This is a genomic window from Pseudomonas macauensis (genome assembly GCF_047902425.1).
Taxonomy (GTDB): domain Bacteria; phylum Pseudomonadota; class Gammaproteobacteria; order Pseudomonadales; family Pseudomonadaceae; genus Pseudomonas.
On the sequence record NZ_CP138377.1, the window covers coordinates 4,147,026 to 4,167,985 of the forward strand.

The window sequence follows — 20,960 nt, forward strand, 5'->3', positions numbered from 1 at the left end:
TATGAGAAACTTCCCAGGCCTATGGGGCTCGAAAACCTAAGAACCTCAACCCGATCAAGGAGCATCACATGCCTCGCAAGACCGCAGTGAACGCCGCCAAGGAAGAACTCCTGGCGGAATTCCAGGCCCTCGTCAGCGACACCGAGAAACTCCTGCAGAGCTCCGCCGAGCTGGCCGGCGCCGAAGCCGACCAGATGCGCGACCAGATCAACTCCAGCCTCAAGCGCGCCCGGGAAGCCATCAACTCCACCAAGGACGTTGTCCGCGACCAGAGTAAGGCCGCGGCGGATGCCACCGAGGAATACGTCAACGAGCACCCGTGGCAGGCCGTGGGCATCGCCGCGGGCGTCGGCTTCCTGCTCGGCCTGCTGGTGAGCCGGCGCTGATCCATGAGCGACGGAATGGATGCCGACAAGGCCAACTCCCCTTCCCTGCGGCGCCTGGGCGCCGCATTCCTCGGACTGTTGCACGGGCACGTCGAGCTGCTGGGCATCGAACTGCAGGAACAGAAAGCGCGCACCGTGCAGATCCTGCTGCTGGCGGGGCTCGCCCTGGTGTTCGCGCTGCTCCTGCTGATCGGCCTGTCGACGCTGGTCCTGCTGCTGTTCTGGGACAGCTATCGACTGGAGGCGGCCATCGGCCTCTGCCTCTTCTATATTGCCGGAAGCCTCCTGTGCGCCTGGCGCCTGTACCAACTGCTCAGCGACGAGAGTTCACCCTTCAGTGCGACACTCGACGAACTGGCCCGAGACCGGGAGCGCCTGCTGCCATGAGCGAACTGCCCGAATCCGCACAGCACCTGTCACGGGCGGAATTACGCAAGGCCATCGTACGGTTGCGCCTGGAAATGCAACGCCAGCAGCTCAAGCGCGAGAGCGACCTGCTGCTACGCCCCCTGAAGAGCGCCCGCGACATTGGCCAAAGCCTGCGCGGCAGTACTCCCCTGTGGGCTGGCGCCGGTGGCGCGGCCGCACTGGCGCTACTGCTCGGCAAACGCCGGTGGATTCGCCTGCTGCGCATCGGCATCGCCCTGGCCCCACTGTTGCTGCAACTGTGCAAGCCGCGGAGCGAGACGCCACCGCCGTCCTGAGTGGCCACATTCTTGCAACGTGACAACGACCCGCGCCGCTGGCGCTTGCTGTCACACCACTAAGGATGTGCCCCGTGACCGAAGGACAACCGATCGCCTGCTTCCAACCCTTCATCGACACCGCGACCGGCCTGGTCGCGGGCGTCGAGGCCTTGGGGCGCCTGCGCCAGGACAATGGAGAACTGCTTTCGGTCGGCCCACTGTTCTTCAATCCGCGCGTGAGCTTGAGCGAACTGCGCCGACTCGATCGGCAGATCCGCGATGCGGCCCTGGCGCGTATCCACGAAGCGCCGTCAGACTGGTTCCTCAGCCTGAACATCTCGCCGCGCTGGATCAGCCGCCTGCGTCCGAACCAGCCGCTGCCCAGTCTCAAGCAACTGCAACAGCAAGGGGTCCCGCCCAAGCGCGTGGTCTTCGAGATCACCGAACTGGGCGGCGGCCACCAACGTCTGCCGGAAGTGGTCGCGCGTTACCGCGAAGCCGGCGCGCGCATTGCCATCGACGACTTCGGCGCCGGCTACTCGCAGCTCGACCGCGTGCTGGCGCTGCAACCGGACATCCTCAAGCTCGACATGCGCCTGTTCCAGGCGGCTGCCCGCGGCGGGCCCAGCGGCGACGTGGTGAAGGCCCTGGCGCAGATGGCCGAGAGGACTGGCTGCTGGATCATCGCCGAGGGCGTGGAGACCGAGGAGGAAATGGACTTCGCCCTGGAATGCGGTGCCCGCTACGTACAGGGCTACCTGTTCGCCAGGCCCGAACTGGAATTCCCGGCCAGCAACGCCTTCCGCGAAGCCTTCGCCCAGCACCGCGATCGCTACGTGCGCCGCAAACTACGGGAGCGCGCCAGCCTTATCCAGCTACGCCAGCAGCTAGCCGGACTGATGGACATGTTGCGCCCCTGGGCCGAGAGCGGCGCCATCCTCAGCAGCATCCCCGCGGCGCCAGAATCCTTCACCCGACTGCTGCGCATCTACCAGTGCGACCGCCACGGCACCCAAACCTCGCCAAACCTGGAGTGGAACGGGCTGTTCTGGAAAGAGGACCGGCGCTACCTGGGCCACAACTGGTCCTGGCGTCCATATTTCTACCAACTGCTGGCCGAGGGTTGGGAGGAGCGCCGCCTGATGCTGTCCAACACCTATCGCGACGCCACCACCAACCAGTACTGCATGACCGCCGGACAGTTCATCGACCAGGGTCGACGACTGCTCCTCATCGATATCGACGCCGAGGGTCTGTAGCCCCGTGATTGAGATTGCCGGCGCGAACGGCTAGCGTTGCCGGTAACTCTCCAAGATTGCGGAACCACGAATGGACTGGCACACCCTGCTCCCCCGAGAACGCCTCGGCAAACCGGTACACAGCAGCGCCGAGCTCGGTCGCAGTGCCTTCCACAAGGATCACGACCGCATCATCTTCTCCGGCGCCTTCCGCCGCCTGGGCCGCAAGACCCAGGTGCACCCGGTATCGAGCAACGACCACATCCACACCCGCCTGACCCACTCGCTGGAGGTCGGCTGCGTCGGCCGCTCGCTGGGCATGCGGGTTGGCGAAATCCTCCGCGACCGCCTGCCGGAATGGTGCGACCCGGCCGACATGGGGGTGATCGTGCAGTCCGCCTGCCTGGCCCATGACATCGGCAACCCGCCCTTCGGCCACTCCGGCGAAGACGCGATCCGCCACTGGTTCCAGCAGGCCGCCGGACGCGGCTGGCTGGACGACATGAATGACGAGGAGCGTTCCGACTTCCTGCATTTCGAAGGCAACGCCCAGGGTTTCCGCGTGCTCACCCAGCTGGAATACCACCAGTTCGACGGTGGTACCCGCCTGACCTACGCGACGCTCGGCACCTACCTGAAATACCCCTGGACAGCCCGCCATGCCGACTCGCTGGGCTACAAGAAACACAAGTTCGGCTGTTACCGCAGCGAGCTGCCGCTGCTGGAACAGATCACCCAGAAGCTGGGCATGCCTCAGCTGGAGGCCGAACGCTGGGCGCGCCATCCGCTGGTCTACCTGATGGAGGCGGCGGACGACATCTGCTATGGCCTGATCGACCTTGAAGACGGCCTGGAGATGGAGCTTCTCGACTACGCCGAAGTCGAAGCGCTGCTGCTCGACCTGGTCGACGATGATCTACCGGAAACCTACCGCCAGCTTGGCCCCAACGACTCTCGCCGGCGCAAGCTGGCGATCCTCCGTGGCAAGGCTATCGAGCACCTGACCAATGCCGCGGCGCGAGCCTTCGTCGAGCAGGAGCCGGCGCTGCTGGCTGGCCAGTTGACCGGCGACCTGGTGGAGCACATGCACGGCCCCGCCAAGCGCTGCGTGCAGCGGGCCAAGGCCATGGCGCGGGAAAAGATCTTCCAGGACAAGCGCAAGACGCTCCATGAAATCGGCGCCTACACCACCCTGGAAATTCTGCTCAACTCCTTCTGCGGCGCAGCCCTGGAGCAGCACGGCGGACGAACCCCATCCTTCAAGCACCGGCGAATCCTCGATCTGCTCGGACAGAATGCGCCGGACCCGAGCTGGCCGCTGTATCGCGCCTTCCTGCGTGTCATCGATTTCATCGCCGGCATGACGGACAGCTATGCGACGGAACTGGCGCGGGAAATGACCGGGCGTTCCAGCCCGAGCTGAGGCTTACGCCACCCGCCCGGACCTGGCCAGCTGCTCACTGAGCCCTCGCTGCAGATCGGCCATCGCCGAAACGACCGCCCGCACCTTGGCGCGGATGTCCGATAGGTCCAGATGATCACGGCAAGCTGCCTCCAGCTCGGCGCAGCCTTCCTGCAGGACACGCGCATTCACCAGGCGGGCGGCCCCTTTCATGCGATGCGCCAGGTCACCCAGCTGTTTCCAGTCCTGCGCCTCCAGCAGCGGCGCGACCTGCTCGATGTCGGCGTCATTGCTGCTGTGCAACTCCTCCAGCAGGCGTCGAATCAGGACGGGATTCCCCTCCGTCATCTCCTCCAGCAACTTGAGATCCACGCCCTGCACTACCTCGCACTCGCTGTCGGCCACGATGCTGGGCACGGACTCCAGGCGCCTGCGCAGATTCTCAAGACCGATGGGCTTGAACAGGCAATCGTTCATACCGGCACGGCGACAGTTTTCCACCTCGTCCGGCTGAGCATTGGCCGTGAAGCCGAAAATCACACAAGGCGCCACGTCCATTTCCACCTCCAGCTCACGAATTCTGCGCGCCAGCTCATAGCCATTGAGCACCGGCATGTTGCAGTCCGTAATCACCAGATCGAAATCACCGGGATGCCAGTTCTGCAATGCCTGCGCCCCGTCAGATGCCACGTCCACCTGGTGACCGAGGTGCTCGAGCTGCTGCGTCAGCAGCAGGCGGTTGGCGGCATGATCATCCACCACCAGCACCCGGAGCGACTTGCCTCGTACCCTTGGCTCCGCCTTGGCACCCTTCTGCTCTTCAGGCAACGACTCCAGTACCTGCAACAGCAGGCTCACACTGACCCGCGTGCCACGCCCCAGCTCGCTTTCCAGGCGAACGCTGCCACCCATCATTTCCGCCAGCTTGCGACAGATGGTGAGCCCCAACCCGGTGCCGCCGCGGGAAGCATGGCTGTTCTGCGAGGCCTGGCTGAAAGGCTCGAAGAGCTGGGTCTGATCGTTGGCGGATATCCCGATGCCGCTATCTTCGACCGCGACATTCAGCGCAATGCGTCCCCCCATGAGGCGCTCTCCGCTGACCTGAATCCGCACCTGGCCCTTGTCGGTGAATTTGATGGCATTGCTGACCAGATTCGACAGTATCTGTTTGAAGCGCAGCGGATCGATGAGAACCTCGCAGGCCGCATCAGCTTCTATCTCCACCTTGAGCTCCAGCCCCTTCTGCCGCGCCAGGCCATCGAAGACCCGGGCGATTGACTCGACCAGCTCACGCAGCCGGGCCCGCTCCGGCATCAGGGTCAGACGTCCCGACTCGATCTTGGCAACGTCGAGAATATCGCCGATCAGGGTCAGCAGGGACTTGGCCGAGTCATAGGCGACCTCGACCGGCTCGCGCTCCCACTGTCCCCGGTCAGCGCGAGTCAGCGCCAGTTCCAGCATGCCAATCACCGCGTTCATCGGCGTGCGGATTTCGTGGCTCATGGTGGCCAGGAAGGTGCTCTTGGCGCGGTTGGCCTCTTCGGCCTGGTCCTTGGCAGTCTGCAACTGGTGATGCAGACGCTCGCGCTCGGTGACGTCGAGCCAGCCGCTCACCAATCCCAATACCTCGCCCTTTTCTCCCCGATAGGGCGTCGCCCAGTGGTAAACCTCCAGTTCATTGCCGCGCAACCGGAAAACCCGGTCCGCGGTCAATGCCGTCCCCTGCTCCATGGCTTGCAATAGTTCCTTATGCAGCGCCTGAGCCTCCTCGGCAGGTAGCCAGTCGCAATCGACCAGGCGGCTGCCTTGAGCAGCCTCTCGGGTCATGCCCGTAACCTCGAGGAAGCTGCGATTACAGGTGAGCAGCCGACCCTCCCTGTCCCTGACGGCAACTGGGTGGGGAATTCCGTCGATCATCGCGCGCTTGAATCCGAGCCGATAACTGAGCTCCCTTTCCGACAACTGACGGCGGCGGACCTTCACTTGCAAGCGCCAGTTCCACAGCAGCACCAGGCAGAGCAGGACTATGCTGGCCGAGACCAACTGCACGATCTGGGTTCGGTAGCCATCCCAGACGCTATCGGGATTTTCGGCAGTCGCTGCCCACCGGCTGATGACGTTGGCCATGTCATCTGGAGAGATCGCCAGTATCGCCTTGTTCAGGATGCTCAGCAGCTCCGGGTCCGCCTGAGACACGGCAATGGCGAACTGGCCTGGCTCCCGATCCAGGGACGCAGCCACACGCAGATCATGGTAGTAACGCGAAATCAGGTAATTCGCCGACGTCGACAGATGGATACCCGCATCCACCTTGCCCTCACTGATCATCGACAGGTCATCGACGTTGTTTTCCACTGGCACGAGCTGCGCCTCTGGATGCTGTTCACGCATGAAGCTTTCCAGAATCGACCCCTTGGGCACGGCGACACGCCGCCCGCGAAGATCGGCCAGGGAATGGAACCAATTGGAGTTCTTCCCTATCACGACCACGAAGGATGCCGTCATGTACGGACGGGTGAACGACAGCAACTCCTCCCGATCCAGAGTCGGAGTCAGTGCTCCAATCGCCTTCGCCTTGCGATTCCTGACGTCGTCCACCATTGCCGCAATACCGGTCTCGGGCTGCACGTCGAAGCTGAGTCCCGTCCGCGCATGGATGAGGTCCAGCAGGTCCGCGGTGACCCCCCTGAAATTCTGCTGCGAATCGAAGAAGGAAATCGGTGCCAGCGCTCGATCAACTACCAGCACCGGGTGCGGGTTGCGCTCCATCCAGCGCTGCTCCTGGGGGGTGAGGATCAATCGCCGGTTGACGATGGAGTAGGCACCACCGGGGCTCCAGCGGCGCTGGATGGTGTTGTCGACCTGCTGCGGCGTAGCTGCCAGTGCGTGATTGAGGATTCGCAGCAAGGGTTCGTCGGCGCTTCTGACGGCGAAGCTGAATCCCGCGCCGTTGAAGCTGGCAAAATTGAGCGACTTCAGATTGGCGAGATAACCCTGGCTGATCAGGTATTGCGCGCTGAATGCATCCCCCACGAACAGATCCGCCTGGCCGAACGCCACCGCCTCGAGCGCCTTGCGCACGGACTGGAAAGGCATGATCGTGGCGCTGGGGAAATACTTGGCTATCTCCTCGCCGGAAAAGTAATCGCTGACCACCGAAATCCGCTTGCCAAGCAACTGCTCCCCGCTATCCAAGCGCAACCCCTGGGGCCCGACGACGACCGGCTGATTGGTGAAGTAGGGTTGGGAAAGACTGATCCCGGGGATGTTCGACTCATAGTCGGTAGAACGGCTCAGCAGGTCGATCTCTCCGTGCTGGAGTGCGTCGATCGCGGCATTTCTGTTGGCATATCGGCGCACTTCGACACGAACGTTGAGAGCGTCGGCAAGCACTCCCATGTAATCGGCGGTGACACCTTCGAGGTCGGTGCCACTGGCAGTGATATCGAACGGCGCATAATCGGGCGCAGTCACCCCCAGTACGAGGGTGCGCTTGCCTCGTAGCCATTGCCAGTCAGCCTCATCCAGGGGGACCTTGACCCTCACGTCCAGCGACCGGGCCAGCAGATTCATCGGAGACCAGGAGCTCAACTCCGCTCCCTCGCCCCCCAGGCAACCCAGTAGCAGTGCTGCCACGAGCGCCAAACGAAGGTGCCTACGCCAGTTGAACATCAGCCACCTCAGACCAAGGCGTTACGCTTGGCGAATTCGATCAAATCGACCAGAGAATGGGCATTCAACTTCAGCAGCAGTCGTGTCTTGTAGGTGCTGACCGTCTTGTTGCTGATGAACATCTGCTCGGAGATTTCCTTGTTCGAATAACCATTGGCAAGGTACTGGAGCACAGCCATTTCGCGGTCGGAGAGGCGCTGGATGAGCTCCTGGTCATCCATTTGCCCGCTGTTTTTGCGTGTTTGCCGAATGGCCGTGCTGGGGAAGTAGTTGTACCCCGCCACCACGGCACTGACTGCGCTGATCAGTTCGGCCAGCCCGCCTTGCTTGCAGACGAACCCCGAGGCACCGGCCTGCATGCAGCGCATGGCGAACAGCGATGCGCTCTGCCCGGTCAGCACCAGGATTTTCAGTGGCAGTTCGAAGGCGGAGATGCGGCTGATGACCTCCAGGCCATCCAGGCGGGGGATTCCGATGTCCAGGACAACCAGATCCGGGACAAGGTCCTTGACCAAGGAGAGAGCGTCCACGCCGTTGTCCGTCTCGCCCACGACGACATGGCCTTCTTTTTCCAGCAGTACCCGCATTGCCATGCGGATTACTGGGTGGTCATCGACAATCAGTACCTTGCTCACGGAATCCCTCCGACAGTTTTCATCAAGTGAAATATCTGCCGGTAAGATATCTTCTAAGCTTGTTCTGTCGAGACGAGCTCCCCTCGATATTTATCATCAAAGGGAATTCCTACACAACAAGCGTAGATATCCTACAAAACTCCTAAAACCTTGATCACCGACCCTCCAAAAAATACAACTACCAATCTCTATATCTGACTTCCAGGCAGACCCTTCTGACATCAAACAAGCAAAACACCGGCAGCGCTTTTTCCACAAGAGCTGCACCTTTGACAACAGCACATCCTTAACGACATTCCAAGATGGCCACCCTTCAGTTGATGGTCCTGGAGGATCACCCGATTCCCAGGCAACCCACCATGCCGCCCTGAAAACGCGCGGTTATTGGGATATGCGGACAGCGGCCACTGAGGGGGGCATTGCAGCGGCGGCGCCCCAGAGCAGGTATCGACATCTGTGATGACGGCTTGCCCTTTCTGCAACGGGTCGTACAGGAGAATCTGATCAAATCTTGGAGGCTGATGTGCGAGGAGTCCTCGGAACTGCATCGGGAGATATTGCATCTGGCCGGAACGCACAGAACTCAGACATTAATGAAGGTTGGAAATTCATTACTCCCGCCGACATTAAAAAAATCAAAAACCATAAAAATTCAAGCACAGCATTAATAAACTCACGCCCTCACTGAACCTCCAATAAACCACCCCGCAAGGCCTCACACATCAAAAATTCGAAGCATTCACCCAAACAAATAAAAACACTCGAATATCCTTAGATGCATTAATACACCGAAAATCATTTCGAGTACCGAATACTTTCCGAAACGAACTTTCTGAGCCCGACAAAAGCCCACAAATCTCACCCCCAGGAGATTCGTCATGCAGGACCCCAAACTCGCCATCCTGGTCGTCGAGGATCATCCCTTTCAGTTGATCGCCATGCAGATGCATCTCAACCGGATGGGATTCTTCCGCCTGACACCCGCGCTGGACGCCGAGGAAGCGCGGGAGGCCTGTCAACGGCGCGCAAAGCCCTTCGACCTGCTGCTGTGCGACATCAATCTCCCGGGCACCAACGGCGTGGACCTGCTTGGCGAACTGGCCAGCAGTGGCGGCATACGGCAAGCGATATTGTTCAGTTGCAAGGAGGAAGACGAACTGCAGAAGTTGGAGCAAGACCTAAAAAGCCGCGGCCTTCCCCTCCTCGCCTGCCTGTCCAAGCCCCTGGACCCGCAGACGCTGCTGCAGACCCTGGGCAAGAAAAGCGCATGACGCCCCGGATGCACCGCCACCCTCGGCAGCGCGTGCATCTCGAGGACGCCACCTACGCCTTGGCGTTGATGGGCTGATCCGGATACCAGGCGTCCATCAACGGCCCCGCCGTGTAACCGGCAAGTTCCGGCTGCTGCTTGAGCCAACCGTCGACGATGGCGCGCTGTTCCTCGCTGACCGAGCCGCGATGCGCCAGGCAGATGAAACCGTACTCGTCACAGCCGCCATACACCATGTCGTTGGGCTCCACCGCATCGGCCGCGAAGCGCTCCATGAACGCCGCGATCGCCGTTGCATCCATATCCTCCCTGTATTGGAAGCTCAATTCGAATCCCAACTCCTGGAATTCATCGACACACAACTTCTTGCGCAAACGACGAGAACGATGGGTGGCCATCTGACTATCTCCGGCGGACAAGGCGACAATTCGACCTCATCGTGATTATTCCAACTGCCCGCTGCGATCCGGGCAGACCATCCACAACTTTAACAGTTCCACCGCCCTCGCCCATGACAACTGGCATGTGTTGCCCAGCGCAACACGCAGCGGCTTGCGGCATAATGTCCGCAGCTCCGGGGGAACAAGGAGCGCTTATTCGTATTGTTGCGTTTCATTTTTTCATTTTTTCATGTCAATGCCCGACCACTGGGATGTCACCTTTCCTATGTTCAAATCGCTGCGTGTTATCGCCCTCGCCACACTGTTACCCTTCACCCTGCCGGCCCTGGCCCAGATCAATACCACCCTGCCCGAACGCGTCGAAAAGGCCCTGAAGGCCAGCAAACTGACCAACGATGCGCTGTCGCTGGTGATGATTCCCCTCGAAGGCCCCGGCAACGCCACGTATTTCAATGCCGACGTATCGGTGAACCCGGCGTCGACCATGAAGCTGTTCACCACCTACGCCGCCCTGGAGATGCTCGGCCCCACCTACCAGTGGCAGACCGAGTTCTACACCGACGGCCAGCTCAAGGACGGCGTGCTCAACGGCAACCTTTACCTCAAGGGCGGCGGCGATCCCAAGCTGAACATGGAGAAGCTCTGGCTGCTCATGCGTGACCTGCGCGCCAATGGCGTCAGCAAGGTCACCGGCGACCTGGTGCTGGACCGTAGCTACTTCAACATCCCGCAGTTGCCGGTGTTCAACGACGACGGCGGCGACGACAACAAGCCCTTCCTGGTCGGTCCCGACTCCCTGCTGGTCAATCTCAAGAGCGTGCGTTTAGTGGTGCGTTCCGACGGCGGCAAGGCCAGCGTGCTGATGGACCCGCCACTGGCCAACGTACGCATCGACAACCAGGTCCAGGTGAGCAAGGCTGCGCCCTGCCCGGCCTGGCCGAAGCTGCGCTTCAATCCCGTCACCCAGTTCGATGGCACCTCTCTGGTAGCGACCGGTCAGATTCCCCTGGGCTGCAGCGCGCAGACCTACATGTCGCTGCTCGACCATCCGGGCTACACCGCCGGCGCGGTGCGCGGCATCTGGCAGGAACTGGGCGGCACCATCATGGGCAAGGACCGCGAAGGTAACGTGCCCAAGAGCGCCAAACTGGTCGCCCGCGCCGATTCGCCGGATGTAGTGGAAGTCATTCGCGACATCAACAAGTACAGCAACAACACAATGGCGCGCCAACTGTTCCTCTCCCTGGGCGCGCGTTTCCGCAACGGTGCCGACGCCGATGACGCCCAGGCCGCGCAGCGGGTGATTCGCCAATGGCTGGCGCGCAAGGGCATCACCGCCACTCACCTGGTGATGGAGAACGGCTCCGGCCTGTCGCGCGACGAGCGCGTCAGCGCCCGCGAGATGGCCGCGATGTTGCAAGCCGCCTGGCACAGCCCGTACGCCGCCGAATACATCTCCTCGCTGCCGATCGTGGCGAAGGACGGCACCATGCGCAAACGCCTGCGCGGCACCCCGATGGCCGGAGAGGCGCACGTCAAGACCGGCACCCTGAACACCGTTCGCGCCCTCGCTGGCTTCAGCCGCGACGCCAACGGACGCTCCTGGGTGGTGGTGGCGATCCTCAACAGCAACCGGCCGTGGGGCGCGTCGTCCATCCTCGACCAGGTGCTGCTGGACCTCTACAGCACCACCAAGCGCGCCGGCGACTGATGGACGTGGGCCCCGGCACCTGCCGGGGCCCTCAGTCGTCTGCGCGTTCCAGACGATCCCGTCCCTGCCGCTTCGCCCGGTAAACCGCCCGGTCCACCTTGCACATCAGATCATCGGCCGTTTCGCCGATGCGCCAGCCGGCCACCCCGAAGCTGGCGGTCACCACGCCAACCCCCTCCATGGGCTGGCTGCGCAGCGCCTGCCACAGCGCTTCGGCCAGTTGCATGGCCTGCTCCACCGAACTGCCCGGGCACAGCACCACCAACTCCTCTCCGCCCAGGCGGCAGAATACGTCCGCCTTGCGCAAGCGCTGGGCGACTCGCTGGCACAGCGTGACCAGAACGGTGTCGCCGGCCTCATGGCCGAATCGGTCATTGATGCTCTTGAAGTGATCGACGTCGAACATCACCAGCGACAGCGGCTCGCCACTGCGTGAGCAGCGCGCCATGCTCAGTTCCAGTTGCTCCTTGAAGTACCGTCGGTTGTGCACGCCAGTCAGCGCGTCGGTCACCGAGAGCCGCCGCAACTCCAGCTCCGCTTCCTTGCGCCGGGTAATGTCGGTGGCGATGCCCAGGTAGCCGGTCATCACACCCGACGAATCCCGTACCCCGGTGATGATCAGGTTGATCTTCAACCTCTGGCCGTCGCGACGAACGCACGTCCACTCGTACTCCTCGTGCCCTTCGCCGACCAGCGCGCCGACCACTTCGAACCCTCGGATCTCGCGCCCCAGCACGGTGGACAGGTCATGCGCCCGACGGCGGATCTCCTCCTTGACGAAGATGCTCTCCGGCACCGGCCGACCCAGCACCTCCCGCGCGCTATAGCCGAACAGGCGTTCGGCGCCGACGTTGAAGCTGCGGACGAACCCCCGCAGGTCGGTGGACACTATGGCCACCTGGGTTGCCGCATCAAGCAACCCATGCAGGCGACTGTTGACCTCGCCCAGTTCCAGCTCCACCGCCTTGCGCGAGCTGATGTCGGTCTGCGTACCGATCATGCGGCGCGCAGAACCGTCACTCCCCCGCTCCACTACCTGGCCCCGGTCCAGCACCCACAGCCATCGGCCACTCTTGCAGCGCAAGCGATGCTCGCTCTGGTACAGCGATGTCTCGCCACGCAGGTGCCGCTGAAGCGCCTCGCCACGCGCAGCCTGATCATCCGGATGAATCCGGCGCGCACACTCGTCGGGACTCGCGCCAACCTCCGCATCGCGGAACCCCAGCATGGCCTTCCAGGCGTGGGAGTAGAACACCTTGCCCAGGTCGATATTCCAGTCCCACACGCCGTGGCCGGCGCTGTCCATGGCAAAGTGCAGGCGTGCCTGGTTCTCCTGCAGCTCCAACTGATTCGCGCGCAGCTCAGCAGTACGCTCCTCCACCAGTTGCAGTGCCCTCTGGCGCTGCCCCAGCAGCGCCAGCACATAACCGGCCAGCAACAACGAGGTCAGCAATCCGCCGAGCAGCACCCACAGCTGCGGATGCCCCTCGTTGCGTTGCAGAAAGTCGCGGGAAGGCTCAACGCGGACGAGGTAGTCCCGCCCAGCGAAGTCCAGGTGCCGCTCCATCACCAGTCCGGAATTCTGCGCAGCCCGCACCACGCTGCGGTACATCGGCAAGTCCGGACCCTGCTCGGCGCTATCGCGCAGCGTAATCGCCAGTTGCGCCAGGCTATCCACGTCCATGCCCTGTTCGATCAGCAGGCGGTAGCTGATCGCGGCCACCAGCATGCCCTGCAGGCCGCCAAGGCTTTCCTCCCCAGGACTGGTCACCACACTACCGCGGTAGAAGGGGGCGGCCAGCAGGACGCCGGCCGCGTCCTCCACCGGCGCACCGGGCAGGACGACCGGCATCGACGCGGTCAGTTGCCGTCCGGTGAGCACCCGCTGCGTCAGTTCGCGCCCCGGCAGGGTGGAACTCAGATCGAGCCCAAGCGGCAATTCCTGCAGATACTCTGATGCCCCGTAGAGCACGGGAAAGTAGCGCTCGCGGACCTGCGCGGGCACCGGATGGCTCTGCGAGTCGAGGTCATGAATCAAATAGTCGAGCAGCCCGGAAGCCTGGACCTGCTCTTCGAACGCCGCGCGCGCGCTCTGCTCGACCCTGGGCAGCCAGGCATATCCCAGGGCATCCCCCAGCAAGGGACTGACGAAATGCTCGAACTCCTCGCGCGATACCTTGTTGGAGTTCTCGAAGAAACGCTGGATGGACTCCAGTTCGCTGCGCTGCAACACCAGCCGCTCACGCACCCGATCGACCCGCTCGTTGGCCGCCAGGGCGAACTGTTGTTCCAGCGACGTGCGGGCGTTGCGCCAGACATTCCAGCCCAGCAACCCCGTCAGCAACACCCCCGCAGCGAGTACCAGGCCGGCTGCGCGCAACGCCTTCTTTTGGCGAGCGAATCCCTGAGCGACAGGCAACTGCCCATAGGCCGGCAACTGAGTCATGGGGACTCCCGCGTCAGGGCTGCGGAAAGGGTACCCAGTTCTTATAGCAGATGATGGCAGATTGCCCAGGAGCCACTCGACGCACGGCCTCGGTCGGCCGTGCGCCAGTCGACATCAGCGCACGGTAATGCGCCAGGCGCGGTGGATCTTGCTGTTGCGGGCGAAGTCCTGGTCCAGCGTCTGGGCGCTGATTTCCTCGACCTGATAACGCGCCGCCAGCCCTTCATCCAGCTCGAACTTGCGGAAGTTGTTGGAGAAGTACAGCACCCCACCCTTGGCCAGGCGGGCCATGGCCAGGTCGATCAGTTCGACATGGTCGCGCTGCACGTCGAACACGCCTTCCATGCGTTTGGAGTTGGAGAAGGTAGGCGGGTCGATGAAGACCAGGTCGTACTCGCCGCGATCCTCGCGCAGCCACTCCATCACATCGCTCTGCACCAGGCGCTGCTTGTCGGAGAAGCCATTGAGCGACAGGTTGCGCCGCGCCCAGTCGAGATAGGTCTTGGACAGATCGACGCTGGTGGTGCTGCGCGCATCGCCCTTGGCCGCATGCACGGTGGCCGTGGCGGTGTAGCAGAACAGGTTGAGGAAACGCTTGCCCTGGGCCTCGCGCTGGATACGCAGGCGCATCGGACGGTGGTCGAGGAACAGGCCGGTGTCGAGGTAGTCGGTCAGGTTGACCAGCAGCTTCACGCCGCCTTCTTCCACTTCCATGAAGCGCCCTTCGGCGTTCTGCCGCTCGTACTGCTTCTTGCCGGCCTGACGCTCGCGACGCTTGATCACGATGCGCTCGGTGGGAATCCCCAGGGCCTGCGGCAGTGCGGCCAGCGCATCGAGCAGGCGGGCCTGGGCCTTGGCCGGGTCGATGGACTTGGGCGCGGCGTATTCCTGCACATGAGCCCAGTCCCGGTACAGGTCCACGGCCAGGGCGTACTCGGGCATGTCGGCGTCATACAGGCGGTAGCACTCGATCTTTTCCTTGCGCGCCCACTTGCCCAGTGCCTTGAGGTTCTTCTGCAGGCGGTTGGCGAACATCTGCCCGCCTTCGCTCAGGCGCGCCTGTTCGATCACCGCGGCGCCCTGGGCCGGCGCGGATTCGCTGCGCTCGCCGCGATCGCCGGTCACGAACTGGCGCGGTTCCACGTCGAGCATGATCAGCTTGCACGGCAAGGCGCCGTTGAAGAAGGCGTACTGCTTGTGGCTGCGGATGCCCATGCGCTTGCCCAGTTCCGGCGCACCGGTGAACACCCCGGCGCTCCAGCCCAGGCAACTCTGGCGCAGGCGCTCGCCCAGGTGCTGGTAGAGGTACAGCAGGCTGGCTTCATCGCCCAGGCGCTCGCCGTACGGTGGGTTGCAGATGATCAAGCCCTTCTGGCCCTTGTCCGGACGCGGCTCGAAGGTGGCCAGCTCGCCCTGGTAGATCTTCACCCATTCGGCCAGGCCGGAGCGTTCGATGTTGTTGCGCGCAGGCTGGATCAGGCGCGGGTCGGCCTCGTAGCCGCGAATCCACAACGGCGTCTTCGAAAGACCGGCGTCAGCCCGGCGCTGGGCTTCCTCGATCAGCTTCTTCCAGATCGCCGGAACGTGACCCAGCCAGTTGCTGAAGCCCCAGCGCTCGCGCTTGAGATTCGGTGCGATGTCGGCGGCGATCAGGCCGGCCTCGATCAGGAAGGTGCCGACACCGCACATCGGGTCGGACAGCGCGCCGCCTTCAGCGGCGATCTTCGGCCAGCCGGCGCGGATCAGAACGGCAGCGGCGAGGTTTTCCTTCAAAGGTGCGGCGCCCTGCTGCAGACGGTAGCCGCGCTGGTGCAGGCTGTGGCCGGAGAGGTCCAGCGACAGCACCGCCTGGCCGCGATCCAGGTGCAGGTGCACACGGATGTCCGGATTGACCTTGTCCACCGTCGGGCGCCTGCCGAACTCGGCGCGCAGGTTGTCGACGATGGCGTCCTTCACCTTCAGCGCGCCGAAGTGGGTGTTGTCGATGCCCGAACCCTTGCCGCTGAACTCCACCGCAAGGCTGCCGCCGGCATCCAGGTGGTCGCTCCAGGGCACGGCGCGCACGCCCATGTACAGCTCTTCGGCGTTGTTCACCGGAAAGCGCGACAGCACCAGCAACACCCGATTCGCCAGGCGCGACCACAGGCACAGGCGATAGGCCGTCTCCAGGTCGCCCTGCCCGCGCACCGCCGACACCTGGGCGCGCGCCTCCTCAAGGCCCAGCGCCTGGGCCTCGTCCAGCAACAGGCCATCGAGCCCCTTGGGGCAGGTCAGGAAAAGTTCGTAGTGTTCCGCCATGTCAATCTTCCCGGGCCGCAGCCCTCTCTTTTTTATGAAGCTCCACCAGGGAGCCTCGTCGGCCATTCGCGCGGTTGGTTTTTCCGCGAACAGCAATCGGTGTTCATTTTCGGGGACGGACGTTCAATCCGTCTGCGACCTCGAGTCGCACATAACCGGCCCGCTCGTCGGAATGAGAGAAAGTCGCAATTAGACACACTTTCCCCTTGACCCGATACAACCCCGCGCCCCTGGTGGGTTACGCGATGGTGGCACTTCCCAACCGGGCAAATTCTTATGGCTTGATTCCATAAGAGTTAAGTCTTTATGACAAATTGGTTGTTCACAGCCCCGGAGGCATTGGTTAGAACTCAGCTTAATCCGTTATCGCAATGATGACGGGCGGGGCGTGTCACGCCGGCAATGCGCCCCATTGGCGGAATTTTCCGCCCGGCCTCCCAGGGGGGCCAACGGGACATAACAGTCAACAAGTGAGGGCAACACCCTATGAGAAGACTTAAGCGTGATCCGTTGGAAAGAGCCTTTTTGCGCGGTTATCAGCACGGCATTACTGGAAAATCTCGCGACCTCTGTCCGTTTACTCATCCCACTGCCCGGCAATCCTGGCTCAATGGCTGGCGTGAGGGCCGTGGCGACAACTGGGATGGTTTGACCGGCACCGCCGGTATTCAACGTCTGAACCAGATGCAGCACGCAAACGGCTGAATCTACGAATCACACCGACTTCCCCAAGCCGCCCCATCCGGGCGGAAGGGCGCAAGCCCAAGGGCTCCGATAAGGAGCCCTTTTTAATTCCCCGCTGTTCTTCAGCCCCTTCTGGCCGCGGCGATGGCATCCACCGCCTCGCGGATCAGCGCCGGGCCCTTGTAGATGAAGCCCGAATAGATCTGCACCAGGCTCGCACCGGCCGCGATCTTCTCCGCTGCATGGATGCCTTCGGTGATACCGCCGGCGGCGATGATCGGTAGACGCCCGCCCAGCTCACCGGCCAGCACCTTGACGATGTGGGTGCTCTTCTCGCGCACCGGCGCACCGGACAGGCCACCCGCCTCGTTGCCGAACGGCAGGTTCTCGACGCCTTCGCGACCCAGCGTGGTGTTGGTGGCGATCACCGCGTCCATGCCCGACTCGATCAGTGCGGCGGCAACCATGGCGGTTTCCTCGTCGCTCATGTCCGGGGCGATCTTGATCGCCAGCGGTACGCGGCGGCCATGCTGGACAGCCAGGTCTTCCTGGCGCTGACGCAGGGCTTCGAGCAGTTGCTTGAGCGAATCGCCGAACTGCAGGCTACGCAGGCCGGGCGTATTGGGCGAGCTGACGTTGACCGTCACATAGCTGGCGTGGGCGTAGACCTTGTCCAGGCAGATCAGGTAGTCGTCCACCGCGCGCTCGACCGGCGTGTCGAAGTTCTTGCCGATGTTGATGCCCAGCACGCCACGGTATTTCGCCGCCTTGACCCGCTCAATCAGGTGATCGACGCCATGGTTGTTGAAACCCATGCGGTTGATGATGGCGGTGGCCTGCGGTAGGCGGAACAGGCGCGGCTTTGGGTTGCCTGGCTGCGGGCGCGGGGTGACGGTGCCGATCTCGACGAAGCCAAACCCCAGCTGCGCGAAGCCATCGATAGCATCGCCGTTCTTATCCAGGCCGGCCGCCAGCCCCACCGGGTTGGCGAACTCCAGGCCCATCACCTTCACCGGCAGGCTGGCCGGAGCCTTTGTGACCAGGCCATTGAGGCCGAGACGGCCGCCGGCACCGATCAGGTCGATGGACAATTCGTGGGAAGTTTCCGGGGAAAGCTTGAACAGGAGCTCGCGGGCCAGGCTGTACATGGTCGGGCATCGGTCGGCAAAATGGGGCGTTATTATAGCCGGCCGCACCTCGCTCAGGCGAGGCGACGCAAAGCCAGTAGCCGCCCGGCGTCATCGAACTCCAGTTCGAAGCAGCCCTGTACGCCCGAATGGGTGACGAATAGGGCGCAGATGACGGGCCGGCAGGCTGATCCGGCGGCCCTCGCGACTGGTCACCAGCACGCGATTGGCGTCCCCGCGGTAGACTGCCTGCAGTCTGTCCGCCGGCAGGCAGATGTCCAGCACCACGCAAGCCATGGAGGCTCCCCCGAGTGAAGGGAAGAATTTTGCCACAACGCATGCGCCAAACGGCGCCAGGGTTTTCTATGCTTAGGGCAATTCGCCGTGCATCCTCTCCGGCGCTTCCTGCACTGACCATCCGGCCATCGGGAGTCTTGCGTCGCACATGAGCCAGCCCCCTCGCCACCGCAGCATGACCAGCCGCCTGGCCAGCCTTGCCCAGCGCCTGGGGCTTGGCGGCGCCGATGCGCATAACGTCGCGCAACGCAGCCGCATGCTGTCGCTGCCGTTCAAAGCCATCGAAGCCTGCGCCAGCGGCATCGGCTGGCAGTCCGGAACGCCGCTCCATCGCCTGATCGACCTGCCACGCGGCGCACTGTCGGGACCGGTGCAGGAAGACAAGGCGCGCATCCACGCGGTACTCAAGCGCCTGGTCGGCAGCCATAGTGAGGAACAACCATCTCTCGACCTGCGCACGCTCAACGGCCTGTGCCAGCGAGCCCTGCAGGACAGCCCCCTGGCAACGCTGGAGGAACTGGCGCAGAGCGACAATGGCCGCAAGGTACGGATCATCAGCTACAACGACTTCACTCGGGTGCTCGGCCAGGCGCTGCCCGGTTTCGAGCGCAAGGCCACCTTGCAGCTACGGCGTGCCAGCTGGCATGGCGACCGGCTGTTCTGGGATGACGACAATCACGCCTACGAGATGGCCAGCGCCGTGGTCTATGCCCGGCGGCGCGGACTGGAGATCACCCTGCCGGCGATCATTCAGTGCTTCGAGCTGCGCACAGCGGTGCTGGATGAACTGGATAACGGCTTCCACATGTTGGCGATGCCGGCGCAGGCCTGGAGCGACCCGGCGTTCATGGGCCTGCTGCTGGACACCGGCATGCCTTACGCGCGCTTCGGCCTGTTCAACACGGAAACCCCGGAAAGCCTGCTATTGCCCAAAGACCATCCGCAGTCCGACACCTTTGGCCGGGGCCTGCGGGAAGCGGGCGCACCGGACGTCATCGACTATCTGCGGCGCATCGGCAAGATTGGCCGATAGCCGCCGCACTATGCGTCGGCGTCTTCCTCGTTGATCCGCCGCTCTTCCTCGCACAGGCTGTCCAGCACTTCGCGGTGGCGCGCTTGCCACTCTTCCAGGCTCAGATCGCTGCTGGCAAGCAACTGCGGATGGCGCTGGACCAGATAAACCGCCGCGCGCTGGGCGGAGTCGGCAACCTTCCAGGTCACTTCCGTGGAATCAATTGGCCCCTCGTAGGTGATCCACCGGCTGAAATCCTCGTACTCGCTGCAGACCTTCTGGAAGTCCTCGTCACGCATACGTTGGTTGCCGTACTCGATATTCTCCAGATCTTTCTCTTTCATTCCGACTGTTTCGGAAAATGCGCGGCGCGACAGGCCGGTCAGCGCACGAAGCGCCCGTAGCCTTTCTCCTGCAGTGAACAGGAAACGTTTCTTTACCATGTGTAATCCGCGTCCGAGATTGCAAAACCCAGCTATAAAGTCCTAATAATCGGGATAAATTCCCGCATCAACAGGGGCTCGAACCTGTCGGTTCGAGCGATTCCCGATGGTGCAGGATGCAGCATGAAAGTGGAAGAATCGTTCTCCCCGGACCTCATCGAAGGCAAGTACTACCTGACACCCAAGCGTTTTGCTCAATTGATCGGCATGAGTGACCGGCTGGCCGTAGTGCAGCAATGGATCGACCTCGGCGAGGTGCCGTCACGCATGATCGGCGGTCATCGCCTTGTGGACCTGAGTGCGATGCTCAAGCGCACCGTCCCCCATCGATGAACCTGCCTTTGCTTCCGCGAATCTGCCTGCACGCGGCCGACCTGGCGCGCGGCAGACAGGTATTGCTCGTGTGGGAGGAATGCCAGGCTCTGCGGGAGTTGCAGCGCATCGGTCTGTTGCACATGCAAGCGCCGGAGTTCGATCAGCAGGCAACGCTCTGCACTTGCCGGCATCCCCGGTTGTTCGCCTTTCACTTCTATTACCGCTGGCTGCCGACCCACATCGGCAGCTTTCGTCCGTCAGGCGAGGACTTCGATCATTCCTGAGCGGCTTCCTGCGCAGCCTCGAGCGCCGGCGCTGCGGGAATGCCGATCTCCACGCAGAGCGCCATGACACGCTCGAGGTCTTCGCGATAGACCAGCACGCACTGCAGTTCGTCATCCAGCGGCTCGCTGAAGTCCACCAGTACATAACCGCCCTTCTCGGGATAAAGCGCGCCGAGCTGGGTCTGGATGCGGTTCAGCGCGGCGAGGGGTTCGGCCTTGCGCAGCTGCTTGGCCTGCAGGACGAAGTTGACGCTCGGGTCGAAGGAGGCGCGAATCTCCGTGAACAGTTCCTCAAAGCTGTCGCCCTGGAACAGCACGATTTCCGGCAGGCTGCCCACCACCACCCACTCCCCCAGGGGAATCGGGAAGCTGTCGTCGTAGTTGATTTCCGGGTTGGCCGCGTGGAAGGCCTCCGGGTCGGCATAGGCCTGGGCGGCCTCGTCGGCGATCTGCTCGATCTCCGCCTCGCCCAGGCAGCCCGAGCTGATCAGTGTGAGGAGTTCGACGAGTTGCGCTTTCATGGAGGAGTCCTGAGAAGGGATGAACAGCCGCGAAGGATATCCGCAATCGTTGGAAAACGCCGCAGGAAGGGAACCTTCTGACAGCTCCAGGAGTCGGAAGTCGCCATAACGATACTCACTATCAAACGGGAT

Annotated in this window: 19 protein-coding genes and 1 pseudogene; 11 read left to right on the plus strand and 9 right to left on the minus strand. The window is 62.8% G+C overall.

Annotation, left to right across the window (positions count from 1 at the left end):
- Window positions 1-68: 68 nt before the first annotated feature.
- The 5 genes from SD196_RS18980 to SD196_RS19000 all read left to right on the plus strand — a co-directional run bounded on the left by SD196_RS18980 (window position 69) and on the right by SD196_RS19000 (window position 3,733).
- Window positions 69-386, plus strand: coding sequence for a DUF883 family protein (locus SD196_RS18980; protein ID WP_275610969.1), 318 nt, complete (start codon window positions 69-71; stop codon window positions 384-386).
- Window positions 387-389: 3 nt separating this feature from the next.
- Complete coding sequence (locus SD196_RS18985) at window positions 390-773, plus strand: phage holin family protein (protein ID WP_275610968.1); 384 nt, start codon at window positions 390-392, stop codon at window positions 771-773.
- Entirely contained in the window at window positions 770-1,090 is a 321-nt protein-coding gene (locus tag SD196_RS18990; protein ID WP_343572701.1) for a hypothetical protein, read from the plus strand. Before SD196_RS18985 ends, SD196_RS18990 begins: the two co-directional genes overlap by 4 nt.
- Window positions 1,091-1,155: 65 nt before the next feature.
- Window positions 1,156-2,331 (plus strand): EAL domain-containing protein, encoded by a 1,176-nt coding sequence (locus SD196_RS18995; protein WP_370599801.1) that lies wholly within the window; start codon window positions 1,156-1,158, stop codon window positions 2,329-2,331.
- A gap of 70 nt (window positions 2,332-2,401) precedes the next feature.
- Window positions 2,402-3,733, plus strand: coding sequence for a deoxyguanosinetriphosphate triphosphohydrolase (locus tag SD196_RS19000; RefSeq protein WP_343572698.1), 1,332 nt, complete (start codon window positions 2,402-2,404; stop codon window positions 3,731-3,733).
- Window positions 3,734-3,736: 3 nt separating this feature from the next.
- On the opposite strand, the gene SD196_RS19005 is transcribed toward SD196_RS19000, so the two are convergent.
- Both SD196_RS19005 and SD196_RS19010 read right to left on the minus strand, forming a co-directional pair.
- Window positions 3,737-7,285, minus strand: a complete 3,549-nt coding sequence (locus SD196_RS19005) for a transporter substrate-binding domain-containing protein (RefSeq protein WP_343572696.1) — start codon at window positions 7,283-7,285, stop codon at window positions 3,737-3,739.
- 107 nt (window positions 7,286-7,392) lie between these two features.
- On the minus strand, window positions 7,393-8,019 hold the full coding sequence (locus SD196_RS19010; RefSeq protein ID WP_275610963.1) for a response regulator transcription factor: 627 nt from the start codon (window positions 8,017-8,019) through the stop codon (window positions 7,393-7,395).
- Window positions 8,020-8,897: 878 nt separating this feature from the next.
- On the opposite strand from SD196_RS19010, the gene SD196_RS19015 reads away from it, so the two are divergent.
- Complete coding sequence (locus tag SD196_RS19015) at window positions 8,898-9,290, plus strand: response regulator (RefSeq protein WP_275610962.1); 393 nt, start codon at window positions 8,898-8,900, stop codon at window positions 9,288-9,290.
- A 52-nt stretch (window positions 9,291-9,342) separates the two neighbouring features.
- On the opposite strand, the gene SD196_RS19020 is transcribed toward SD196_RS19015, so the two are convergent.
- Window positions 9,343-9,687, minus strand: a complete 345-nt coding sequence (locus tag SD196_RS19020) for a YggL family protein (RefSeq protein ID WP_275610961.1) — start codon at window positions 9,685-9,687, stop codon at window positions 9,343-9,345.
- 268 nt (window positions 9,688-9,955) lie between these two features.
- On the opposite strand from SD196_RS19020, the gene dacB reads away from it, so the two are divergent.
- Window positions 9,956-11,401 carry a D-alanyl-D-alanine carboxypeptidase/D-alanyl-D-alanine-endopeptidase gene (dacB, locus tag SD196_RS19025; RefSeq protein WP_275610960.1) on the plus strand — a complete coding sequence of 482 codons (1,446 nt, stop codon included), beginning with the start codon at window positions 9,956-9,958 and terminating at the stop codon, window positions 11,399-11,401.
- Window positions 11,402-11,432: 31 nt separating this feature from the next.
- On the opposite strand, the gene SD196_RS19030 is transcribed toward dacB, so the two are convergent.
- Window positions 11,433-13,847, minus strand: coding sequence for a diguanylate cyclase (locus SD196_RS19030; RefSeq protein WP_416310554.1), 2,415 nt, complete (start codon window positions 13,845-13,847; stop codon window positions 11,433-11,435).
- A 114-nt stretch (window positions 13,848-13,961) separates the two neighbouring features.
- A complete protein-coding gene (rlmKL, locus tag SD196_RS19035) occupies window positions 13,962-16,145 on the minus strand; it encodes a bifunctional 23S rRNA (guanine(2069)-N(7))-methyltransferase RlmK/23S rRNA (guanine(2445)-N(2))-methyltransferase RlmL (RefSeq protein ID WP_416310555.1) in 2,184 nt (727 codons plus the stop codon).
- Window positions 16,146-16,631: 486 nt separating this feature from the next.
- On the opposite strand from rlmKL, the gene rmf reads away from it, so the two are divergent.
- A complete protein-coding gene (gene rmf / locus SD196_RS19040; RefSeq protein WP_015478012.1) occupies window positions 16,632-16,850 on the plus strand; it encodes a ribosome modulation factor in 219 nt (72 codons plus the stop codon).
- Between the two features lie 101 nt (window positions 16,851-16,951).
- Here rmf and SD196_RS19045 read toward each other — a convergent pair whose 3' ends face one another.
- Window positions 16,952-17,977 carry a quinone-dependent dihydroorotate dehydrogenase gene (locus SD196_RS19045; RefSeq protein ID WP_275610957.1) on the minus strand — a complete coding sequence of 342 codons (1,026 nt, stop codon included), beginning with the start codon at window positions 17,975-17,977 and terminating at the stop codon, window positions 16,952-16,954.
- A gap of 53 nt (window positions 17,978-18,030) precedes the next feature.
- Window positions 18,031-18,253 (minus strand): annotated as a pseudogene (locus SD196_RS19050) (DUF2835 domain-containing protein).
- 148 nt (window positions 18,254-18,401) lie between these two features.
- Here SD196_RS19050 and SD196_RS19055 point away from each other — a divergent pair.
- Entirely contained in the window at window positions 18,402-19,286 is an 885-nt protein-coding gene (locus SD196_RS19055; protein WP_343572685.1) for a DUF6685 family protein, read from the plus strand.
- An 8-nt stretch (window positions 19,287-19,294) separates the two neighbouring features.
- Here the strand turns inward: SD196_RS19055 and SD196_RS19060 are convergent, their stop codons facing one another.
- Window positions 19,295-19,708 (minus strand): hypothetical protein, encoded by a 414-nt coding sequence (locus tag SD196_RS19060; RefSeq protein WP_275610954.1) that lies wholly within the window; start codon window positions 19,706-19,708, stop codon window positions 19,295-19,297.
- 123 nt (window positions 19,709-19,831) lie between these two features.
- On the opposite strand from SD196_RS19060, the gene SD196_RS19065 reads away from it, so the two are divergent.
- Window positions 19,832-20,041 carry a DNA-binding protein gene (locus SD196_RS19065; RefSeq protein WP_275610953.1) on the plus strand — a complete coding sequence of 70 codons (210 nt, stop codon included), beginning with the start codon at window positions 19,832-19,834 and terminating at the stop codon, window positions 20,039-20,041.
- Window positions 20,038-20,307 carry a hypothetical protein gene (locus SD196_RS19070; RefSeq protein ID WP_343572682.1) on the plus strand — a complete coding sequence of 90 codons (270 nt, stop codon included), beginning with the start codon at window positions 20,038-20,040 and terminating at the stop codon, window positions 20,305-20,307. Before SD196_RS19065 ends, SD196_RS19070 begins: the two co-directional genes overlap by 4 nt.
- On the opposite strand, the gene SD196_RS19075 is transcribed toward SD196_RS19070, so the two are convergent.
- Window positions 20,298-20,828 carry a hypothetical protein gene (locus SD196_RS19075; RefSeq protein WP_275610951.1) on the minus strand — a complete coding sequence of 177 codons (531 nt, stop codon included), beginning with the start codon at window positions 20,826-20,828 and terminating at the stop codon, window positions 20,298-20,300. The two genes, SD196_RS19070 and SD196_RS19075, sit on opposite strands and share 10 nt — an antisense overlap.
- Window positions 20,829-20,960: the final 132 nt, after the last annotated feature.